This window comes from Curtobacterium sp. 458 (genome assembly GCF_030406605.1).
Lineage (GTDB): Bacteria > Actinomycetota > Actinomycetes > Actinomycetales > Microbacteriaceae > Curtobacterium.
This window is the reverse complement of record NZ_CP129104.1, coordinates 1377796-1394828: the sequence shown is the minus strand read 5'-3', so window position 1 is coordinate 1394828 and position 17033 is coordinate 1377796. Positions and strand designations below refer to the sequence as shown.

At 70.9% G+C, this 17033-nt stretch carries 19 protein-coding genes, 1 tRNA gene and 1 riboswitch; of the genes, 11 read left to right on the top strand and 9 right to left on the bottom strand.

Annotated elements, in window-relative coordinates:
- Nucleotides 1-27 precede the first annotated feature (27 nt).
- The 4 genes from QPJ90_RS06945 (at nucleotide 28) to pstB (ending at nucleotide 4107) form a co-directional block, all read left to right on the top strand.
- The gene (locus QPJ90_RS06945) at nucleotides 28-1140 is read left to right on the top strand and encodes a phosphate ABC transporter substrate-binding protein PstS (protein WP_290133703.1); all 1113 of its coding nucleotides are present in this window, start codon (nucleotides 28-30) and stop codon (nucleotides 1138-1140) included.
- Between the two features lie 123 nt (nucleotides 1141-1263).
- Complete coding sequence (gene pstC, locus QPJ90_RS06940) at nucleotides 1264-2211, top strand: phosphate ABC transporter permease subunit PstC (RefSeq protein ID WP_290133702.1); 948 nt, start codon at nucleotides 1264-1266, stop codon at nucleotides 2209-2211.
- A gap of 13 nt (nucleotides 2212-2224) precedes the next feature.
- Nucleotides 2225-3310, top strand: a complete 1086-nt coding sequence (gene pstA, locus QPJ90_RS06935) for a phosphate ABC transporter permease PstA (protein WP_290133701.1) — start codon at nucleotides 2225-2227, stop codon at nucleotides 3308-3310.
- A 17-nt stretch (nucleotides 3311-3327) separates the two neighbouring features.
- Nucleotides 3328-4107, top strand: a complete 780-nt coding sequence (gene pstB / locus QPJ90_RS06930; RefSeq protein WP_290133700.1) for a phosphate ABC transporter ATP-binding protein PstB — start codon at nucleotides 3328-3330, stop codon at nucleotides 4105-4107.
- Nucleotides 4108-4543: 436 nt separating this feature from the next.
- Here pstB and QPJ90_RS06925 read toward each other — a convergent pair whose 3' ends face one another.
- From QPJ90_RS06925 to QPJ90_RS06915, 3 genes are all read right to left on the bottom strand, one after another.
- The gene (locus QPJ90_RS06925) at nucleotides 4544-5431 is read right to left on the bottom strand and encodes an anti-sigma factor (protein ID WP_290133699.1); all 888 of its coding nucleotides are present in this window, start codon (nucleotides 5429-5431) and stop codon (nucleotides 4544-4546) included.
- Entirely contained in the window at nucleotides 5428-6027 is a 600-nt protein-coding gene (locus tag QPJ90_RS06920; protein WP_290133698.1) for a sigma-70 family RNA polymerase sigma factor, read from the bottom strand. The genes QPJ90_RS06925 and QPJ90_RS06920 overlap by 4 nt, the downstream gene beginning before the upstream one ends.
- A gap of 478 nt (nucleotides 6028-6505) precedes the next feature.
- Nucleotides 6506-7135, bottom strand: a complete 630-nt coding sequence (locus tag QPJ90_RS06915) for a DNA-directed RNA polymerase subunit beta (protein ID WP_290133697.1) — start codon at nucleotides 7133-7135, stop codon at nucleotides 6506-6508.
- Nucleotides 7136-7243: 108 nt separating this feature from the next.
- On the opposite strand from QPJ90_RS06915, the gene QPJ90_RS06910 reads away from it, so the two are divergent.
- The 3 genes from QPJ90_RS06910 (at nucleotide 7244) to QPJ90_RS06900 (ending at nucleotide 8032) form a co-directional block, all read left to right on the top strand.
- Nucleotides 7244-7423 carry a hypothetical protein gene (locus QPJ90_RS06910; RefSeq protein WP_290134279.1) on the top strand — a complete coding sequence of 60 codons (180 nt, stop codon included), beginning with the start codon at nucleotides 7244-7246 and terminating at the stop codon, nucleotides 7421-7423.
- A gap of 49 nt (nucleotides 7424-7472) precedes the next feature.
- Nucleotides 7473-7545 (top strand) — tRNA-Lys (locus QPJ90_RS06905).
- Nucleotides 7546-7714: 169 nt separating this feature from the next.
- Nucleotides 7715-8032 (top strand): hypothetical protein, encoded by a 318-nt coding sequence (locus tag QPJ90_RS06900; protein ID WP_290133696.1) that lies wholly within the window; start codon nucleotides 7715-7717, stop codon nucleotides 8030-8032.
- Nucleotides 8033-8103: 71 nt separating this feature from the next.
- Here QPJ90_RS06900 and QPJ90_RS06895 read toward each other — a convergent pair whose 3' ends face one another.
- Together QPJ90_RS06895 and QPJ90_RS06890 are read right to left on the bottom strand one after the other, a co-directional pair.
- Nucleotides 8104-9039: an aldose 1-epimerase family protein gene (locus QPJ90_RS06895; RefSeq protein ID WP_290133695.1), complete on the bottom strand. Its 936-nt coding sequence runs from the start codon at nucleotides 9037-9039 to the stop codon at nucleotides 8104-8106.
- A gap of 50 nt (nucleotides 9040-9089) precedes the next feature.
- Complete coding sequence (locus QPJ90_RS06890; RefSeq protein WP_290133694.1) at nucleotides 9090-9905, bottom strand: DeoR/GlpR family DNA-binding transcription regulator; 816 nt, start codon at nucleotides 9903-9905, stop codon at nucleotides 9090-9092.
- Between the two features lie 63 nt (nucleotides 9906-9968).
- Here QPJ90_RS06890 and galT point away from each other — a divergent pair, with 63 nt between their 5' ends.
- Both galT and galK read left to right on the top strand, forming a co-directional pair.
- Entirely contained in the window at nucleotides 9969-11078 is a 1110-nt protein-coding gene (galT, locus tag QPJ90_RS06885) for a galactose-1-phosphate uridylyltransferase (RefSeq protein ID WP_290133693.1), read from the top strand.
- Nucleotides 11075-12211: a galactokinase gene (gene galK, locus QPJ90_RS06880; RefSeq protein WP_290133692.1), complete on the top strand. Its 1137-nt coding sequence runs from the start codon at nucleotides 11075-11077 to the stop codon at nucleotides 12209-12211. Before galT ends, galK begins: the two co-directional genes overlap by 4 nt.
- 154 nt (nucleotides 12212-12365) lie before the next feature.
- On the opposite strand, the gene QPJ90_RS06875 is transcribed toward galK, so the two are convergent.
- The 3 genes from QPJ90_RS06875 to glyA all read right to left on the bottom strand — a co-directional run bounded on the left by QPJ90_RS06875 (nucleotide 12366) and on the right by glyA (nucleotide 15168).
- Nucleotides 12366-12815, bottom strand: coding sequence for a hypothetical protein (locus QPJ90_RS06875; RefSeq protein ID WP_290133691.1), 450 nt, complete (start codon nucleotides 12813-12815; stop codon nucleotides 12366-12368).
- 140 nt (nucleotides 12816-12955) lie between these two features.
- Entirely contained in the window at nucleotides 12956-13888 is a 933-nt protein-coding gene (locus tag QPJ90_RS06870; RefSeq protein WP_290133690.1) for a tetrahydrofolate dehydrogenase/cyclohydrolase catalytic domain-containing protein, read from the bottom strand.
- Nucleotides 13885-15168, bottom strand: a complete 1284-nt coding sequence (gene glyA, locus QPJ90_RS06865; protein WP_290134184.1) for a serine hydroxymethyltransferase — start codon at nucleotides 15166-15168, stop codon at nucleotides 13885-13887. Before glyA ends, QPJ90_RS06870 begins: the two co-directional genes overlap by 4 nt.
- 59 nt (nucleotides 15169-15227) lie before the next feature.
- A riboswitch (ZMP/ZTP riboswitch) is annotated at nucleotides 15228-15313 on the bottom strand.
- A gap of 37 nt (nucleotides 15314-15350) precedes the next feature.
- Here glyA and clpS point away from each other — a divergent pair.
- Together clpS and QPJ90_RS06855 are read left to right on the top strand one after the other, a co-directional pair.
- Nucleotides 15351-15638: an ATP-dependent Clp protease adapter ClpS gene (gene clpS, locus QPJ90_RS06860; RefSeq protein ID WP_290133689.1), complete on the top strand. Its 288-nt coding sequence runs from the start codon at nucleotides 15351-15353 to the stop codon at nucleotides 15636-15638.
- Entirely contained in the window at nucleotides 15635-16108 is a 474-nt protein-coding gene (locus QPJ90_RS06855) for a DUF2017 family protein (RefSeq protein ID WP_290133688.1), read from the top strand. The genes clpS and QPJ90_RS06855 overlap by 4 nt, the downstream gene beginning before the upstream one ends.
- 3 nt (nucleotides 16109-16111) lie before the next feature.
- Here the strand turns inward: QPJ90_RS06855 and QPJ90_RS06850 are convergent, their stop codons facing one another.
- Nucleotides 16112-17011: an NmrA family NAD(P)-binding protein gene (locus tag QPJ90_RS06850; protein ID WP_290133687.1), complete on the bottom strand. Its 900-nt coding sequence runs from the start codon at nucleotides 17009-17011 to the stop codon at nucleotides 16112-16114.
- Nucleotides 17012-17033: the final 22 nt, after the last annotated feature.

Sequence of the window (17033 nt, the reverse complement as noted above, 5' to 3'; positions counted from 1 at the left end):
TGCACTGACATTCCCGAAGGGACCCCTGTGAACATCAAGCGAATCGGCACGGTCGCGGCGATCGCGGTCGTCGGCGCCGTCGCGCTGTCCTCCTGCGCCTCGAACGAAGGCGGCGCGGGCGCTGGCGCCTCCGCCTCGTCGAGCTCGGGCACGGACTACTCGAAGCTCTCCGGCACGCTGACCGGCTCGGGCTCGTCCGCGCAGCAGACCGCACAGGCCACCTGGACCGCCGGGTTCCAGAACGTCGCCTCCGGCGTCACGGTCAACTACTCGCCCGACGGTTCGGGCGCCGGCCGCAAGAACTTCATCTCGGGTGCGGCGGACTTCGCCGGCTCCGACGCCGCGCTCTCCGACGAGGAGCTCTCGGGCACGTTCGCGAACTGCGCCGCGGACTCGAAGGCCATCGACATCCCGGTCTACATCTCCCCGATCGCGATCGCGTACAAGGTCGACGGCGTCAAGGACCTCACCCTCGACGCGAAGACCATCGCGGGCATCTTCTCCGGCAAGATCACCAAGTGGAACGACTCGGAGATCAAGGACCTGAACAAGGACGCCTCGCTCCCCGACGCGAACATCACCGTCGTGCACCGCTCGGACGACTCGGGCACCACCGAGAACTTCTCCGAGTACCTCGACGCGAACGCGAAGGACGTCTGGGGCAAGGAGCCGAGCCAGACCTTCCCGTACCAGGTCGGTGACGCCGCCGCGAAGACCTCGGGTGTCGCGTCCTCGATGGCCAGCGCCTCGAACGCCATCACCTACATCGACGACTCCGGCGCCGGTGACCTCGACAAGGCGAAGCTCATGGTCGGCGACAAGGCCACCGAGATCTCGGCCGACGGTGCCGCCACCGTCGTCGCGGACTCCAAGACCGTCGAGGGCCGCGCGGACAACGACCTCGCGATCGACATCAACCGCACCGACACGGCCGACAACGCGTGGCCGCTCGTCCTCGTCTCCTACGCCATCGCGTGCCAGGAGTACAAGGACTCGGCCAAGGGTGAGCTCGTGAAGGGCTACCTCGACTACGTCGTGTCGAAGGACGCGCAGGACGCCGCCGCGAAGGAGGCCAAGTCGGCGGCCCTGTCGAGCGACCTCTCGGAGAAGGCCGCCAAGGCCGTCGCCTCCATCAAGTAACGCCCTCTGAGCGCCCGGACGCCGGTCCCACCCAACACGACCGGCGTCCGGGCACTCGCCCGTCACGGCACCACCTCCCACCTCCCCGTTCCCCGCCACGGGTGAACCTCCGACAGGAGTCGCATGACGACCGCACCGGCCCGCGAAGGGGCCACCGTCATCCCGAAGCCGAAGGCCGTCGTCCGCGTCGGCGACCGCGTCTTCTCCGCCGCCTCGGTCATCTCCGGCGGCCTCATCCTCTTCGTCCTCGTGCTCGTCGCGGCGTTCCTCGTCTGGCAGAGCACCCCGGCGCTGGTCGCCAAGGCCGGCACCCTGCCGAACGACTCGGCGAACTTCTGGGACTACGTCGGACCGCTCGTCTTCGGCACGGTCTGGTCGGCGCTCATCGCGCTCGTGATCTCCGTCCCGCTCGCGCTCGGGATCGCGCTCTTCATCTCCCACTACGCACCGCGTCGCCTCGCGCCGGTGCTCGGCTACGTCATCGACCTGCTGGCCGCGGTGCCGTCGGTCGTCTACGGCCTGTGGGGCATCGTCGTCCTCGCGCCGTTCGTGAAGCCCTTCTACGCGTTCCTCAACGAGTACCTCGGCTGGTTCCCGCTGTTCTCCGGTCAGGTCACGGGCACCGGCCGCACGATCCTGACCGCCTCGATCGTCCTCGCGGTGATGGCGATCCCGATCATGACCGCCGTGATGCGCGAGATCTTCCTGCAGGCACCGACCCTCAACGAAGAGGCAGCGCTGGCCCTCGGCGCCACCCGCTGGGAGATGATCCGCCTGTCGGTGCTCCCGTTCGCGAAGTCGGGCATCGTCTCCGCGATCATGCTCGGCCTCGGTCGAGCGCTCGGGGAGACGATGGCCGTCGCGCTCGTGCTCTCGGTGTCGACCAACGTCACGTTCCAGGTGCTCACGTCGCTGAACCCGTCGACGATCGCCGCGAACATCGCACTGCAGTTCGCCGAGGCCTCCGGCACCGCCCTGAACGCCCTCGTCGCGTCCGGTCTGGTCCTCTTCGTCATCACCCTGGTCATCAACATGCTCGCGCGGTACATCGTCCGCAAGCGAGTGAGCTGAGAGGTACGACCCGATGTCCCTCGCCCTCCGTCAGTCCGGCATGGCCGGCAACGTCTACGCCAACGGCAAGCTGCACAAGTCGGTGCCGTGGCTGCTCCTCATCGGCTCGTGGGTCGCCCTGATCGCCGTGTTCGCCCTGCTCAACGCCGGCGGCGCGGTCAAGGACTTCAACGTCGTCGCGGCGCTGTTCCTCGGCACGGTCCTGTTCGACGTCCTCATCGTCGTCGTGTCCCGCATCGTCGAGGGCGGGCGCAAGGCCGTCGACCGTCTGGTGACCTCCCTGGTCGTCACCGCGTTCGTGATCGCCGTCCTGCCGCTCGTGTCGCTCCTCTGGACCGTCCTCGCCGACGGGCTCGCCCGGTTCGACGCGCAGTTCTTCTCGTACTCGATGCGCGGCGTCATCTCCGAGGGCGGCGGCGCGGTCCACGCCCTCGTCGGCACGCTCGAGATCACGCTGTTCGCGGCGCTCATCTCGGTGCCGATCGGCCTGCTCACCTCGATCTACCTCGTCGAGTACGGCAAGGGCGCGCTCGCGAAGGGCATCACGTTCTTCGTGGACGTCATGACGGGCATCCCCTCGATCGTCGCCGGCCTCTTCGCCTACTCGCTCTTCGCGCTCTTCCTCGGCCCGGGTGCCCGCTTCGGCCTGGTCGGCTCGATCGCCCTGAGCGTGCTGATGATCCCGATCGTCGTGCGCTCCACCGAGGAGGTCCTGAAGATCGTCCCGATGGAGCTCCGCGAGGCCTCGTACGCGCTCGGCGTGCCGAAGTGGCTGACGATCGTGAAGGTCGTGCTCCCCACGTCGCTCGCCGGCATCACGACCGGTGTCATGCTCTCGATCGCCCGCGTCATCGGCGAGACCGCACCGCTGCTCGTCACCGCCGGGTTCACCGCGTCGATGAACTACGACCTGTTCAAGGACCCGATGATGACCCTGCCGGTGTTCGCGTACACGCAGTACTCGCAGCAGGGCGCCAACCCGGTGCCGTTCGTCGACCGGGCGTGGACGGCCGCGCTGCTCCTCATCCTCATCGTGATGGCGCTCAACCTCCTCGCGCGCTTCATCACCCGCCTCTTCGCCCCCAAGCTCCCCCGCTAGCCCCCGGAAGGTCCACAGTGTCCAAGCGCATCGAGGTCGACGGCCTCAACGTCTACTACTCGAAGTTCAAGGCGGTCGAGGGTGTCGACATCACGATCGAACCCCGCACCGTGACCGCGTTCATCGGCCCGTCCGGCTGCGGCAAGTCCACGTTCCTCCGCACCCTGAACCGCATGCACGAGGTCATCCCCGGCGCCTGGGTCGAGGGCTCGGTCAAGGTCGACGGCGACGACCTCTACGGCGCGGGCGTCGACCCGGTGCTCGTCCGTCGCCAGGTCGGCATGGTGTTCCAGCGCCCGAACCCGTTCCCCACGATGTCGATCAAGGACAACGTGCTCGCCGGGGTGAAGCTCAACAACAAGCGCATCTCGAAGTCCGAGGCCGACGACATCGTCGAGCGCTCCCTGCAGGGCGCGAACCTCTGGAACGAGGTCAAGGACCGCCTCGAGAAGCCCGGCATGGGCCTGTCGGGCGGGCAGCAGCAGCGACTCTGCATCGCCCGGGCGATCGCCGTGCAGCCCGACGTGCTCCTCATGGACGAGCCCTGCTCGGCGCTCGACCCGATCTCGACCCTCGCCATCGAGGACCTCATCGAGGAGCTGAAGAAGGAGTACACGATCGTCATCGTGACCCACAACATGCAGCAGGCATCGCGGGTGTCGGACAAGACGGCGTTCTTCAACATCGCCGGTACCGGGCACCCCGGCAAGCTCATCGAGTACGACGACACCGCGACGATCTTCTCGAACCCGTCCGTCCAGGCCACCGAGGACTACGTCTCCGGCCGCTTCGGATGATCCGCTGACGCGGCCGCACATCTTTCGCGTCGTGCGCACTCGGCCCCGTCGGACCTCGGTCCGGCGGGGCCGTCGGCGGCCCGGGGCGCTGCCCTGGTCGCGCGGTCGCCGTCCCGCCGTGGTCGGCCGGCGCGCTGTGGTCTGGACGCCGCGCTGCGGTCAGGAGGGGCGGACGGGAGGCACGGGTCGCGTCCGGCGCACCCACCTGGGTCCCGCGGGTGGTCGCCCTGGCCCGCGGTGCCGGACCTGGCACGGGTCGGCCGGCTCCGTGCGCGTGCAGGGATCGACGAAGCACTCGTCGATCGACGAGTGCTTCGTCGCAGTCACGACGCGGCAGCGCATGCGCGTACACGGGACGACGAAGCACGTGTCGATCGACACGTGCCTCGTCGGGACGCGCGCGTTTCGCGGAGGGAGGGAGGGAGGGGGAAGCCCGCTACGCGTCGAGCGGGACCGCGGCGATCGGGGTCGTCGTCGGCTGCTTCGACCCGCCCGCCGGCTCGACCGTGATGCCCACGGTGACGCCGTCCCGGACCTTGCCGGACAGCACCGCGGAGTGCACCCCGTCGGCGTACTGGTCCATCAGCCCAGCGGACGTGATCGATCCGCCGGCAGCCTTCGAGTCGATGTACCAGAGCTCGTAGGTCTTGCCCTTCGGTGCCGCCTCGACGCCGTCGAGGATGACCGCCGACTTGCCGAGGTCCTGCGACCAGACGACCGTGGCCGTCCCGCCGCCCTGCACGGGAGTCGAGCTCCGCTGGAAGTCGGACGCCGCGTAGATCCCGTCGAGGACGCTGGTGCTCTGCGAGGTCCCCGGCCGCGACTCGTCGCCCGGGTTCAGCACACCGCCGACGCCGAGCCCGACGCCGAGGAACACCACCGCGACGGCGGCAGCGGCGGACAGGGCGGCTGCCGGACGCTGGAACCACCGGCGGCGAGCCGCGGTCTCCGCCGGACCCGACACCGAGGCGGACGCGGGCGACGGGGCGGAGGCGGGTCGCGCCTCCAGGCCGGCGTCGGACGACGCAGGATCGGACGCCGCAGCGGCGGACGCGGCAGGAACGGAAGCAGCAGGAGCCAGCGGAGCCGCCTGCGGCGTGTTCTGGATCTGCGCCATGAGCGACGCCTTGAGTGACGCCGGCGGCTCGATCGGGGCGGTCGAGTACGCGAGCTGCAGCGCGGTCTCGCGCAGCGAGTCGGTCTCGGACCGGAGTTCGGGGGAGGACGCGAGGGCGACCTCCACCTGGGTGCGCTCGTCGTCGGACAGCGCATCGAGGGCGTACGAGCCGGTCAGCGTGGACGGGTCGTCGTGTCGTTCGGTCATGAGGTCACCCCCATCTCGTCTCGGAGTCGGATCATCCCGTCACGGAGACGGGTCTTGACGGTGCCGATCGGGACACCCAGTTGTTCGGCCATCTCGCTGTGCGAGAAGCCTCCGTAGTACGCGAGCTGCACCGCCTGGCGCTGGAACTCGGTGAGCTTCGCCAACGCTCGGCTCACCCGCTCGTGCTCGATGCGGATCTCCACCGACTCCGACACCTGGTCGAACCCTGCCTCGAAGTCGCGGATGCCGATGCGGGTGTCGCGGTCGTGCGAGGCCTGCGATGCCCGGATCCGGTCGACCGCTCTGCGGTGCGCCATCGTGAGCACCCAGCTCGCCGCGGAGCCCCGCACCTGGTCGAACCGTGCGGCCTGCTGCCAGACCTCGAGGAAGACCTCTTGGGTGACCTCTTCGGACTGCGCACGGTCCTTCAGCAACCGGGTCACGAGGCCGAGCACCCGCCCGGACAGTTCGTCGTACAGGTCGGAGAAGGCCGCCTGGTCGCCGTTCGCAACCCTGGTGAGGAGTTCATCGGGCGACGGCGGCGCCGGCTCGGCAGAGCCCCAGCGCTTCGTGTCGCGTTCCACGAGAGCAAGCATCGCAGGTTTCCCCCCTCTCTGTGCGTGGGGTGCTGCGGGTGTCCAGGACTCACGCAGCTCTTCGGGTGTGGTGGTGCTCGTTCTGAGCGAGGGGCCCGCGTGACCCGCAGGGAATTGACCGACTGGTGTCGGACCGGGTCGCACGGGACCCCTCGCCGTGGTGAGGTCAGGGCCTCGCCACGGTGATGATTCGGTGCCCTCGTCCGGTCGGATTGGAGGACTGCTCGGGCACCTCCGCGGGCGCGCCCGGACGGATCCGTGTCCTCCCTGCGAGAACGGATTCGACGCGTCCAGGGGTCGTTTCGTAGAGTGGTCGTCGCCGGGCCGCAGCAAGCCCCGGGCTCCAAATATCGCCGCTTCGAGCGGCCTCGCGCCGAGAGGCGCTTCTGCGGCTCGGCTTCATCCTCTCCACTGGCTCTGGTCGGCCTGGAGGCGCGGGTCGCCTCGGTCGGCTGGCTCCCGCCCGGCGGGTCGACCGTCAGTCGAGGCTGTCGCGGCGCCAGAGCGCCGCCGCCTCCGTCAGGTCGGCCGCGAGCTCGGTGAGCCGGAGCGCCCGGGTCGTCAGCTCGCTCGCGCGGTCCGCAGCGGTGAGGTCGGACTCGTCCGCCACCGCCGTCGCACCGGCCGCCGTGAGCCGGCAGAACGCAGCGCCGCGGTCGAGCGCCACCGCGAGGTCGCCGGTGTACAGGCCGTGCAGGATGCGGTCCGCGAGGGTCAGGATCTCCGCGGGCCCCGTCGGCTGCTCGGCGCCGGCGACCGCCTGGTCGATCGTGCCGATCCGTTCCGTGCCACGGGCGAAGAGGTACGCGATCTCCTCCGGCGCCTGACGGATGACCGTCCGGACGAGGTAGATCCGCCAGAGCGCCCCCGGCAGCGTGTGCGCCCCCACCCGCGCCCAGAGCTCGGCGATCGCGTCGATGCCGTGCACGTCCGTGTAGGTCACGAGGCGCTCCACGACCGCCGGGTCCGGATCTTGGCGCACGCGGTGCAGCAGGGCGTTCGCGGTCTCGTGCGCGACGCGGTTCACCACCGCCGGGTCCTCCCCGCCCTGGATCGCGGCGAACTCGGCATCGGTGAAGTGGACGGGACGGTGGTGATCGCGAGGCACCGCGACAGTGTAGGCGCGGCCACCGACGCAGCACGTCCCCCGTTCGCCGAGAACGCAACGGGCCGCTCGCGCGTACGGTTGTCCGGCAGGGAGGCACCCCTCCCGGACGTGAAGGAGAGGACCCTCATGAACGCCCTGCTCATCATCCTGGCCGTCATCGCGGTCATCCTGCTGTTCGTCGGTGGCTTCGCCGCCAGCCTGAAGTTCCTGCTGTGGGTCGGCATCGTGCTGCTCGTCATCGCGCTCGTCATGTGGCTGCTGCGGACCCTGACCGGACGCCGGAGCTGACGCGCTCGTTTCTCGACCGGAGGCCCTCACCCGCTAGCCTTGCGGGTGAGGGCCTCTAGCTCAGTTGGTAGAGCACCGGACTTTTAATCCGAGGGTCGTGGGTTCGAGCCCCACGGGGCCCACCTCAGAAGCGATCGGGGTACAAACCCTCCACAGCTGACTCTTGTCCGTTCCACGGCACAGTTCAGTCCGCGTTCAGCGAGCTGTTGGGTGGGCGCCGATAGTGTCGTTCCCGGATCCGAGCACCGGGTCCTGCACGACAGCACCACCAGCGAACGAACGGGGTACACCGTGATCGAGCCCATCGAAGCCACGCACACCAGCGCCGACGGCGCGCGCCGCATCGTCGAGCTCGCAGCAGCCACCCACACGACCATGAGCGACGAACTGCTCCTCGACACGCTCCGCCGCAACGCGAAGGTGTCGACGCGCCACATCCGCGAGGACTTCGTCGAGGTCGCCACCGCCACCACCGTCCTCGGCTACGTGTGCCGACAGCGCTCCGAGTACATCGCCCTCCGCGGCGACGACCCGGCCTGGGCGCAGGAGGTCGGCCGGTACGGCACCGAGGCCCTCGCGGTCGAGGCGCTCCGCATGCGCCGCGCCTGACCTGCCGCAGAACACACGAAGGCCGCCCCGATCGGGGCGGCCTTCGTCGTGCGGCAGGGCAGAGGTGCGGCTCAGGACCAGACGCGGCGGATGCCCCAGGTGCCGGTCCAGGTCTCGTCGGGCTCGAGCCAGCGCAGGCCCTCCCCCGAGTTGAGCGCGTTCGCGGGCGCGGTCATCGGCTCGACGGCCACGGCCAGACCGGTGCCGTCGCCCCGGGGGAACGTCCGGGAGGTGAACACCTGCACGTACGGGAACGACTCGTCCTGCCAGAGCTCGACGCCGTCGCCCTCCGGGCCGTGCAGCGTCGTGCGCCGGACGCCGTGCTCGTCGGCCGCGATGTCCGTGTAGGCGGTGTCGAGGTCCGAGTCGCCCGCGCGACGCCCGGCGCGGAGGTCGGAATCGGTGCCGGTGACGTCGAACGACCCGTCGGGCACCTTCTGCTCGTTCGTCGAGAAGGCCGTGGCGCCGTCGAGCGTCACGACGAGGTCCTCGGCGGGGGTGTCGCCGGCGCGGAGGTACGGGTGCGCGCCGACGGCGAAGGGCGCCCGGACGCCGGAGCGGTTCGTGATCGTGTGGGTGACGCGGATGCCGTCGTCGACGAGTTCGTGGTGCACACGGGTCTCGAGGGTGAACGGCCAGCCGTGCTGCGGGTGGATCGTGGCCTCCTGCTCGATCGACGACTCCGTCTGCGTCACGGTCCGGTACGGCGCGAAGCGGAGCAGCCCGTGCGAGGCGTTGCCGTACTTCGGCTCGGAGACGTCGAGCTGCTGGACGGCGCCGTCGAGTTCCCACCGACCGCCGGCGACCCGGTTCGGCCACGGCACGAGCACGATGCCGTCGGCTCCCGGCGGGGCCTGGTCCGCACCGAACGGCTCGGTGAGGTCGAACCCGGCGACGCGGAGCTCGCGGATGCCCGCGGCGACCTCGGTCACGACGGCCTCGACGACGCCGTCCGGTCCGGCGTGGCGGAGGTGGTACTGGCCTCCGGTGGGGGCTGCTGCGGTCATGGCGGGCTGGTCCTTCCTGGGAACGCGGGTGGAACCCGTACTGCGGTGCTTCAGCGCTCGTCGGCGACGACGACCTCGACCCCGGCCGCGCGCACGGCGTCGACCAGGTCCGCCGGGGCCTCGGCCGTCACGACGACGTCGACGTCCTCGAGCGCACGGACGACCCCGATGTGGGCCCGGCCGAACTTCGACCCGTCCGCGACCACGACCGTACGCCGTGCCGTCGCGGCGAGCATCCGCTTCGTCTCGGTCTCGGGGAGGTTGACGTTCGTCAGGCCGTGCTCGACGTCGACGCCCGTGCCGCCGAGGAACGCGACGTCGGCGGCGATCATCGGGACCACGGTGTTGTTGAACGGTGCGACGAGCGAGTGCTGCAGCGGTCGGAGCGTCCCGCCGGTGACGATGACGGTGAAGCGCGGGACGGCGGGTTCGAGGGCGAGTGCCGTCGTCAGGGAGTTCGTCACCACGGTCACGTCGACCAGGTCCGTCCGTGCCACCAGGGCGGACGCCACCGCTGCGGGTGTGGTGCCGACGTCGAGCACGACGCACTCGCCGGAGCGCACGAGCGCGGCCGCGGAGCGGCCGATCGCTGCCTTCGCGACCTGGTGCTCGACCGCGGTCTCCTCGAGCGGGCGCTCGCCCGAACCGGCCACGAGACGGACCGCACCGCCGTGCACCCGCCGGATCCGTGCCTCCAGGTCGAGGGTGGCGAGGTCCTGTCGGACCGTCACCTCGCTCGTGCCGAGGGCCGCTGCCAGGGCGGCCGTCCGGACGAGCCCGGGTGCCCCCTCGACGATGGCGACGATGCGGTCCTGGCGGAGGGGCGCCGGGAGCGCGCCGTCGAGGAAGAGGTCGTCGTCGGTCACGTGCTCAGTTTCGTCCGCTTCCGTCTGCTTTCGCAACACTTCGGATCACGCTAGGCTGCTCCGGTGATCACCAAGCGCGCGACGAAGCTCGCGGACGGCCGCGACCTCTTCTACTTCGACGACGCCGACTCGACCCTGCCCGCCGAGCGGAGCATCGACCAGCGCGTCCTCGACCCCCGGCCGGACACGGCCCGGATGCGTCAGGACGTCCTCACGGGCGAGTGGGTGTCGATCGCGGCGAGCCGGCAGAACCGCGTGTTCCTGCCGCCGGCCGACCAGGACCCGCTGGCGCCGCAGAGCCCGGCGAACCCCTCCGAGATCCCGAGCGTGTACGACGTCGCGGTGTTCGAGAACCGTTCGCCGTCGTTCGGGCCGATGCTCGCCGGGCCGGGCGGCGCCGAGGACGCCCCGCCGTCGCTCGACGCCCTGACCGAGGTCGGGCTCAACCGCCAGTTCCGCAGCGTCGGACGCTGCGAGGTCGTGTGCTTCTCCCCCGCCACCGAGGGCTCCTACGCGTCGATCTCCGAGTCGCGTGCCCGCACCGTGGTCGAGGCGTGGGCGGACCGAACCGCAGCACTGTCCGAGCTGCCCGGCATCCAACAGGTGTTCCCGTTCGAGAACCGGGGCGAGGCGATCGGCGTCACGCTGCACCACCCGCACGGGCAGATCTACGCCTACCCGTACGTCACGCCGCGCACCCAGCGACTCCTGGCCTCGATCGAGCGCTTCGGGCCGGACCTGTTCGAGCAGCACCTCGCGAACGAGCGGGCGTCCGACCGGGTCGTCCTCGCCGGCGAGCACTTCACCGCCTTCGTGCCGTTCGCGGCGCGCTGGCCGATCGAGATCCACATGCTCCCGCACCGCCACGTGCCCGACTTCGCCGGGCTCACCGACGCCGAGAAGGACGAGCTGGCGCACATGCACCTCCGGCTGACGCGCGGGATCGACGAGCTCTACGGTGACCCCACGCCGTACATCGCCGCCTGGCACCAGGCCCCGGTGCACACCGGCCGCGACACCGTGCGGCTCATGCTGCAGATCACGTCCCCGCGCCGCGCGGCGGACAAGCTCAAGTTCCTGGCCGGCAGCGAGGCCGCCATGGGCGCCTGGATCGGGGACCTCGTGCCCGAGAAGGCGGCCGAGTTCATCCGAGGAGGGATCGAGCGCGCATGACGTTCCAGCAGGTCTACGGGTACGAGCCCACGGTGCGGTACTCCGCCCCCGGCCGGGTCAACCTCATCGGTGAGCACACCGACTACAACGACGGGTACGTGCTGCCCTTCGCGATCGATCGCCGGACCGTGGCGTCGATCGGGCAGCGGGACGACCGCGTGCTGCGGGTCGCGTCGGCGTTCGACCCGTCGTCGGTCGTCGAGCTGACCCTCGACGAGCTGTCGCCCGACCGCATGGAGGGCTGGTCGGCCTACGTGTTCGGCATCGCCTGGGCGCTCCGCGAGCACGCCGGTGCCGACCTGTCGGACAAGTCCGGCTTCGACGTGTTCATCGAGTCCGACGTCCCGGTCGGCGCCGGACTGTCGTCGAGCGCCGCGATCGAGTGCGGCGTGGCCCTCGCGTTCAACGACCTCTGGGAGCTCGGGCTCGACCGCAAGACGCTCGCGCGCGTCGGGCAGTACTCCGAGAACCACGCCGTGGGCGCCCCCACCGGGATCATGGACCAGTCCGCGTCGCTGCTCGGTGAGCAGGACGCGGTCGTGTTCCTCGACTGCCGGACGCTCGACACGGTCGTGGTCGACCTGGCGCTCGAGGCGAACGGGCTCGAGGTGCTCGTCGTCGACACCCGCGTGGAGCACGCCCACGCCACGGGCGGCTACAAGGCGCGTCGCGACTCCTGCGAGCGCGGTGCCGCGGTGATGGGCGTCGAGGCGCTCCGCGACCTGTCGGTGGACGACCTCCCGCGCGCCCAGGAGCTGCTGGACGACGAGACCTTCCGCCGCGTCCGTCACGTCGTGACCGAGGACCAGCGGGTCCTCGACACGGTGCGCACCCTCCGCGAGGACGGCCCGCGGGCGATCGGTGCGCTGCTCGTGGCGTCGCACGAGTCCATGCGCGACGACTTCGAGATCTCGGTGCCCGAGCTCGACCTGGCGGTCGCCACCGCGATGGAGCACGGCGCGGTGGGCGCTCGGATGACCGGTGGCGGGTTCGGCGGTGCGGCGATCGCGTTGGTCGACCGGGAGGCCCGTGGCGCGATCGCGGACGCGGTCACGTCCGCCTTCGCGGCGGCCGGGTACCGCGAGCCCACCGTGTTCACCGTGCACGCCGCGCAGGGCGCCCGGCGCGACTGACGCGCGCTGCGCTGCTGCGCTGCTGCGCTGCTGCGCTGCTGCGCCGGGCGCTACCGAACCTCGAAAGCGACATCGAACCAGTGCCACGTGGCGGTTCGACGTCGCTTTCGTGGTTCGACGTGCGGAAGGCGGCGTGTGGCGGCCGGCGCGCGCGTCAGCCCGTGTAGTCGGCGTAGCGGGACACGACGTGCACGTTCCCGAAGACGAACGGGTGCGGATCGCCGTGTTCGACGGCCCACTGCACCCAGGTCATCTCGACCGGGATCAGCAGCCACACGAGCACGGTCGTGCCGACGACCCCGGCCAGCGCGAGTCCCATGACGGTGTGCTCGTCGAAGCGGACGGCTCCGCGGCGCGCGATCGCCACGACGGACCCGACGACCGCGAACCCGATCGTGGTGAGCGTCCACGCGACCCACGGGCTGCTCGTGATCGTCGTCTGCGTGCCGGCGTGCGAGAACCCGGTCGACCAGGTCGCACCGAAGTGCTGCACGACGAGCGCGAGCAGCACGATCAGCACCATCCACCGGGCGTCCTTCGTGAGCTGCGACGGCTCGGGGCGCGCTCGCAGCACCGGCTCCGTCAGCGTTCGGTCATCCCCCATGCGGCGACCGTAGCACCAGGCGCGCGATCCGGCGGAGGTGATCCGTGCCTCCAGTCCGGGGCTGGACGCGACCGGAACGCGGAAGCGACAGATCCCCGTGGGTGGGCCAGGGAGATCTGTCGCTCTCGCGAGGGTGACCGTCAGCGCAGGTGGCGCTCGGCCGCTTCGACGACGTTCTTCATGAGCATCGCGCGGGTCATCGGCCCGACGCCGCCCGGCGTCGGCGACAGGAACCCCGCGACCGATGCGACCGCAGGGTCGACGTCGCCGCGGAGCTTCGCCTTGCCGGTCTCCTCGTCGACGATGCGGCTGATGCCGACGTCGATGACCGCCGCACCGGGCTTGACCCAGTCCGGCTGGACGAGCCCGGCCACACCGGCCGCGGCGACGATGATGTCGGCACGGCGGCACTCGGCCGCGACGTCCTCGGTGAGCGAGTGCGTCAGGGTGGCGGTGGCCTCGAGCCGCGTGAGGAGCAGGCCGAGCGGCCGACCGACCGTGAGCCCCTGCCCGATGATCGTGACGTGCTGGCCCCTGATCGGGACCTCGTACGCCTCGAGCATCGCGACGATCCCGCGCGGGGTGCACGGCAGCGGAGCGTCGATCGTGCCCGCACCACCGGGGACGGCGAGGACGAGCTCGCCGAGGTTGGTCGGGTGCAGGCCGTCGGCGTCCTTCGCCGGGTTCATCAGCTCGAGCATGGGGATCGGGTCGATGCCCTGCGGCAGTGGGAGCTGCACGATGAAGGCGGTGACCCGGGGGTCGTCGTTCATCTGCAGGATCGCCGCGCGGATGTCGGCGGCACTCGCCGTCTCGGGCAGGTCGATGCGGACCGAGTCGAGCCCGATCTGCGCCGAGTCCTTGTGCTTGCCGGCGACGTAGGACACCGAGCCCGGGTTCTGCCCGACCATGATCGTGCCGAGGCCGGGCCGGAACCCGTGGTCGTGCAGACGGTCGATTCGGAGCTTCAGGTCGTCGAGGGTGCGGGCGGCGAGGGCGGTGCCGTCGATGCGGACGGCAGAGCCCTCACCGTCCCAGAGCGCCCGCGGCAGATCGGCCACGGCGGCGCTCACGCGTAGAGCGGGAACGCGTCGGCCAGCGCCTTCACCCGGGCCGAGAGCGCCTCGATGTCCGGGTTCGGCATGAGCGTCAGCGCGATGATGTCGGCGACCTCGGTGAACTCGGCGTCGCCGAAGCCACGGGTCGCCAGCGCCGGGGTGCCGATGCGGACACCGGAGGTGACCATCGGCGGGCGCGGGTCGAACGGCACGGAGTTGCGGTTCACGGTGATGCCGACCTGGTGCAGGAGGTCCTCGGCCTGCTTGCCGTCGACCTCGGACTCGCGGAGGTCGACGAGCACCAGGTGCACGTCGGTGCCGCCCGTGAGGACGTCGATGCCGGCGGCCTTCGCGTCGGCCTGCGTGAGGCGGTCCGCCAGCAGACGAGCGCCGCGGAGCGTGCGCTCCTGGCGGTCCTTGAACTCCGGCTGGCCGGCGAGGAGGAACGCGGTGGCCTTGGCGGCGATCACGTGCATGAGCGGGCCGCCCTGCTGCCCCGGGAAGACCGCGGAGTTCAGCTTCTTGAAGAGCGACTCCTCGTTGGACAGGATGATGCCCGAGCGCGGACCGGCGAGGGTCTTGTGCACGGTCGAGGACACGACGTGGGCGTGAGGCAACGGCGACGGGTGCAGGCCCGCGGCGACGAGCCCGGCGAAGTGCGCCATGTCCACCCAGAGCGTCGCGCCGACCTCGTCCGCGATCTCGCGGAACTTCGCGAAGTCGAGCTGGCGCGGGTACGCCGACCAGCCGGCGATGAGGACCTTGGGCTGGTGCTCGATCGCCTTCGCGCGGATGTCGTCGTAGTCGACCTCGAAGGTCTCCGGGTCGACGCCGTAGGACACCGCGTTGTAGATGCGGCCGGAGAAGTTGAGCTTCATGCCGTGGGTCAAGTGGCCGCCGTGGGCGAGCTCGAGGCCCAGGATGGTGTCGCCGGCGGACGCGATGGCGTGCAGGACCGCGGCGTTCGCGCTCGCGCCGGAGTGCGGCTGGACGTTCGCGTAGGCGGCGCCGAAGAGGGCCTTCGCCCGGTCGATGGCGAGCTGCTCGGCGACGTCGACGAACTCGCAGCCGCCGTAGTAGCGCTTGCCCGGGTAGCCCTCGGCGTACTTGTTCGTGAGGACGGAGCCCTGCGACTCGAGGACGGCACGCGGCACGAAGTTCTCGGACGCGATCATCTCGAGGGTGTCGCGCTGGCGGCCGAGCTCGTTCTGCAGGACGGCGGCGATCTCGGGGTCGACCTCGGCGAGCGGGGCGTTGAAGGTCGACTGCACGGTGGCAGGCGTCAGATCGGTGATGGACACGGGACTCCTCGTTGTCTGTTCCGTCGCGCACACGCACGACGAGGTGGACGGGTGGGCGCGGCCCAGGCGTACGGCCGCGCACCGTGTCAGGTGTCGCTCCCCGATGGTGACCCATCCAACGCCAGTCGCGACCCCCCGATCGTACCGAGCGCACCGGTTCGTGTCACCCTGGTGGCATGACCCTGCTCAGCCCCGACGTCGACGAGCGGACGACGACCCGCTCCGACACGCCCTGGGTGACCGTGGTCTGGGACGACCCGGTCAACCTGATGTCGTACGTCACCTACGTCTTCCAGTCCTACTTCGGCTTCGGGCGGGCGAAGGCGGAGCGGCTCATGCACCAGGTGAACGACGACGGGCGGGCGATCGTGGCGACCGGGGCGCGCGAGGCGATGGAGGCCCACGTCGAGGCGATGCACGGGTACGGCCTGCAGGCGACGGTCGACCGGGCGCCGACCCCGTGATCCCCTTCGTCCGCCGTGCCGACGGCGTCCACCTCGGCCTGTCCTCCGGCGAGCGCGACGTCCTGACGTCGCTGACCGAGCAGCTCCAGCAGGTGCTCGCGGGCGACCTGTCCGCGGACCCCGTGGCCACGCGCATGTTCCCCGACGCGTACCCGGACGACGACGCGGCGAGCGCCGAGTTCCGCCGGTGGACGCAGTCCGACCTGCTGACGCAGAAGACGTCGAACGCGGCGGTCGTGCACGAGTGGCTGATCGGGGTGCGCGAGGGCGGGTTCTCCCCCGAGGACGAGCAGGCGTGGTTGCGGTGTCTCACGGACCTGCGGCTGACGATCGCGGAGCGCCTCGGCATCACGGACGCCGCGAGCGAGGAGGCGTCGTACCGCGCGGAGGCCGGGGTCGGCCTGCGGGACGTCTACGACTGGGTCGGGTACGTGCAGGAGCACCTAGTCGGCACGATCACCGCTCCGTGAGCCTCAGGCAGCGGCACGGGGACCGAGCAGTTCGTCGCGGTGCCGGCGAGCCCAGTCCGCGAGCGAGTGGGGAGGCTCCCCGGTGATGCGCTCGACTTCGTCGGTGAACGCGTCCACGCCGTCGAGGCCCCGTCGCGCGACCCGACCGAACTGCTGGCGGAGGCCCTCGGCCTGCCAGGCGTCGACCCCGCTCGCGCGGAGCACGGTCCGGAACACCCGGCTCGGCAGGTGGAGGTAGCGGACCGGGCGCCCGAGCCCGGCTGCGAGCCCGCGTGCGACACCACGGCCGTCGAGGAGTTCGGGGCCGGTGAGCACGGGCTCGGCACCGCTGTGCTCCCCACGGAGCAGGACGGTCGCGGCGACGGCGGCGATGTCGGCCGTGTCGATCCACCCGATGACGCCGCGGCCCATCGTCTGCGGGAAGATCCCCCGTCGGATCACCGGCCCGGACGCCATGAGGTTCGTCATGAACCCGGACGGATGGAGGATCGTCCGCTCGAGCCCACTCGCCCGGACGGCCTCGTCCACCTGCCAGATGGCGGCGGCCCACGGCATCGGCGAGTGCTCGGCCGCGTCCCCGCCGGACAGGTGGACGACCGCGCGGACCCCGGCCGCGCGGGCTGCGTCGACGGCGGTCCGCCCGTGCTCGGCCTGCCGTGGCGTCGCGGCCGTGACGAGGAAGAGCTGGTCGACCCCGTCGAGCGCCGCGGTCACGGCCGCGCGGTCACCGAGGTCGGCGAGGCGCGCGTCGGCGCCCTGTGAGGTGAACGTGTCCACCTGTTCCGGGCGGCGCACGATCACCCGGACGCGGGCTCCCGCGCCGAGGAGCCGCTCGACGGTCTGACCGCCGACGTCCCCCGTGGCCCCGGTCACGGCGATGACGCCGTCGTTGTGCTGCATCATGGTCCGCCGTGGTATCAGTTTC

Coding starts and splice junctions, on each gene's coding strand:
- galK (WP_290133692.1), top strand. CDS start 11,075: ATGACGTTCCAGCAGGTCTACGGGTACGAGCCCACGGTGCGGTACTCC.
- QPJ90_RS06850 (WP_290133687.1), bottom strand. CDS start 17,011: ATGATGCAGCACAACGACGGCGTCATCGCCGTGACCGGGGCCACGGGG.
- QPJ90_RS06875 (WP_290133691.1), bottom strand. CDS start 12,815: ATGGGGGATGACCGAACGCTGACGGAGCCGGTGCTGCGAGCGCGCCCC.
- QPJ90_RS06920 (WP_290133698.1), bottom strand. CDS start 6,027: ATGCTTGCTCTCGTGGAACGCGACACGAAGCGCTGGGGCTCTGCCGAG.
- QPJ90_RS06925 (WP_290133699.1), bottom strand. CDS start 5,431: ATGACCGAACGACACGACGACCCGTCCACGCTGACCGGCTCGTACGCC.
- clpS (WP_290133689.1), top strand. CDS start 15,351: ATGACCCTGCTCAGCCCCGACGTCGACGAGCGGACGACGACCCGCTCC.
- pstC (WP_290133702.1), top strand. CDS start 1,264: ATGACGACCGCACCGGCCCGCGAAGGGGCCACCGTCATCCCGAAGCCG.
- QPJ90_RS06895 (WP_290133695.1), bottom strand. CDS start 9,039: ATGACCGCAGCAGCCCCCACCGGAGGCCAGTACCACCTCCGCCACGCC.
- pstA (WP_290133701.1), top strand. CDS start 2,225: ATGTCCCTCGCCCTCCGTCAGTCCGGCATGGCCGGCAACGTCTACGCC.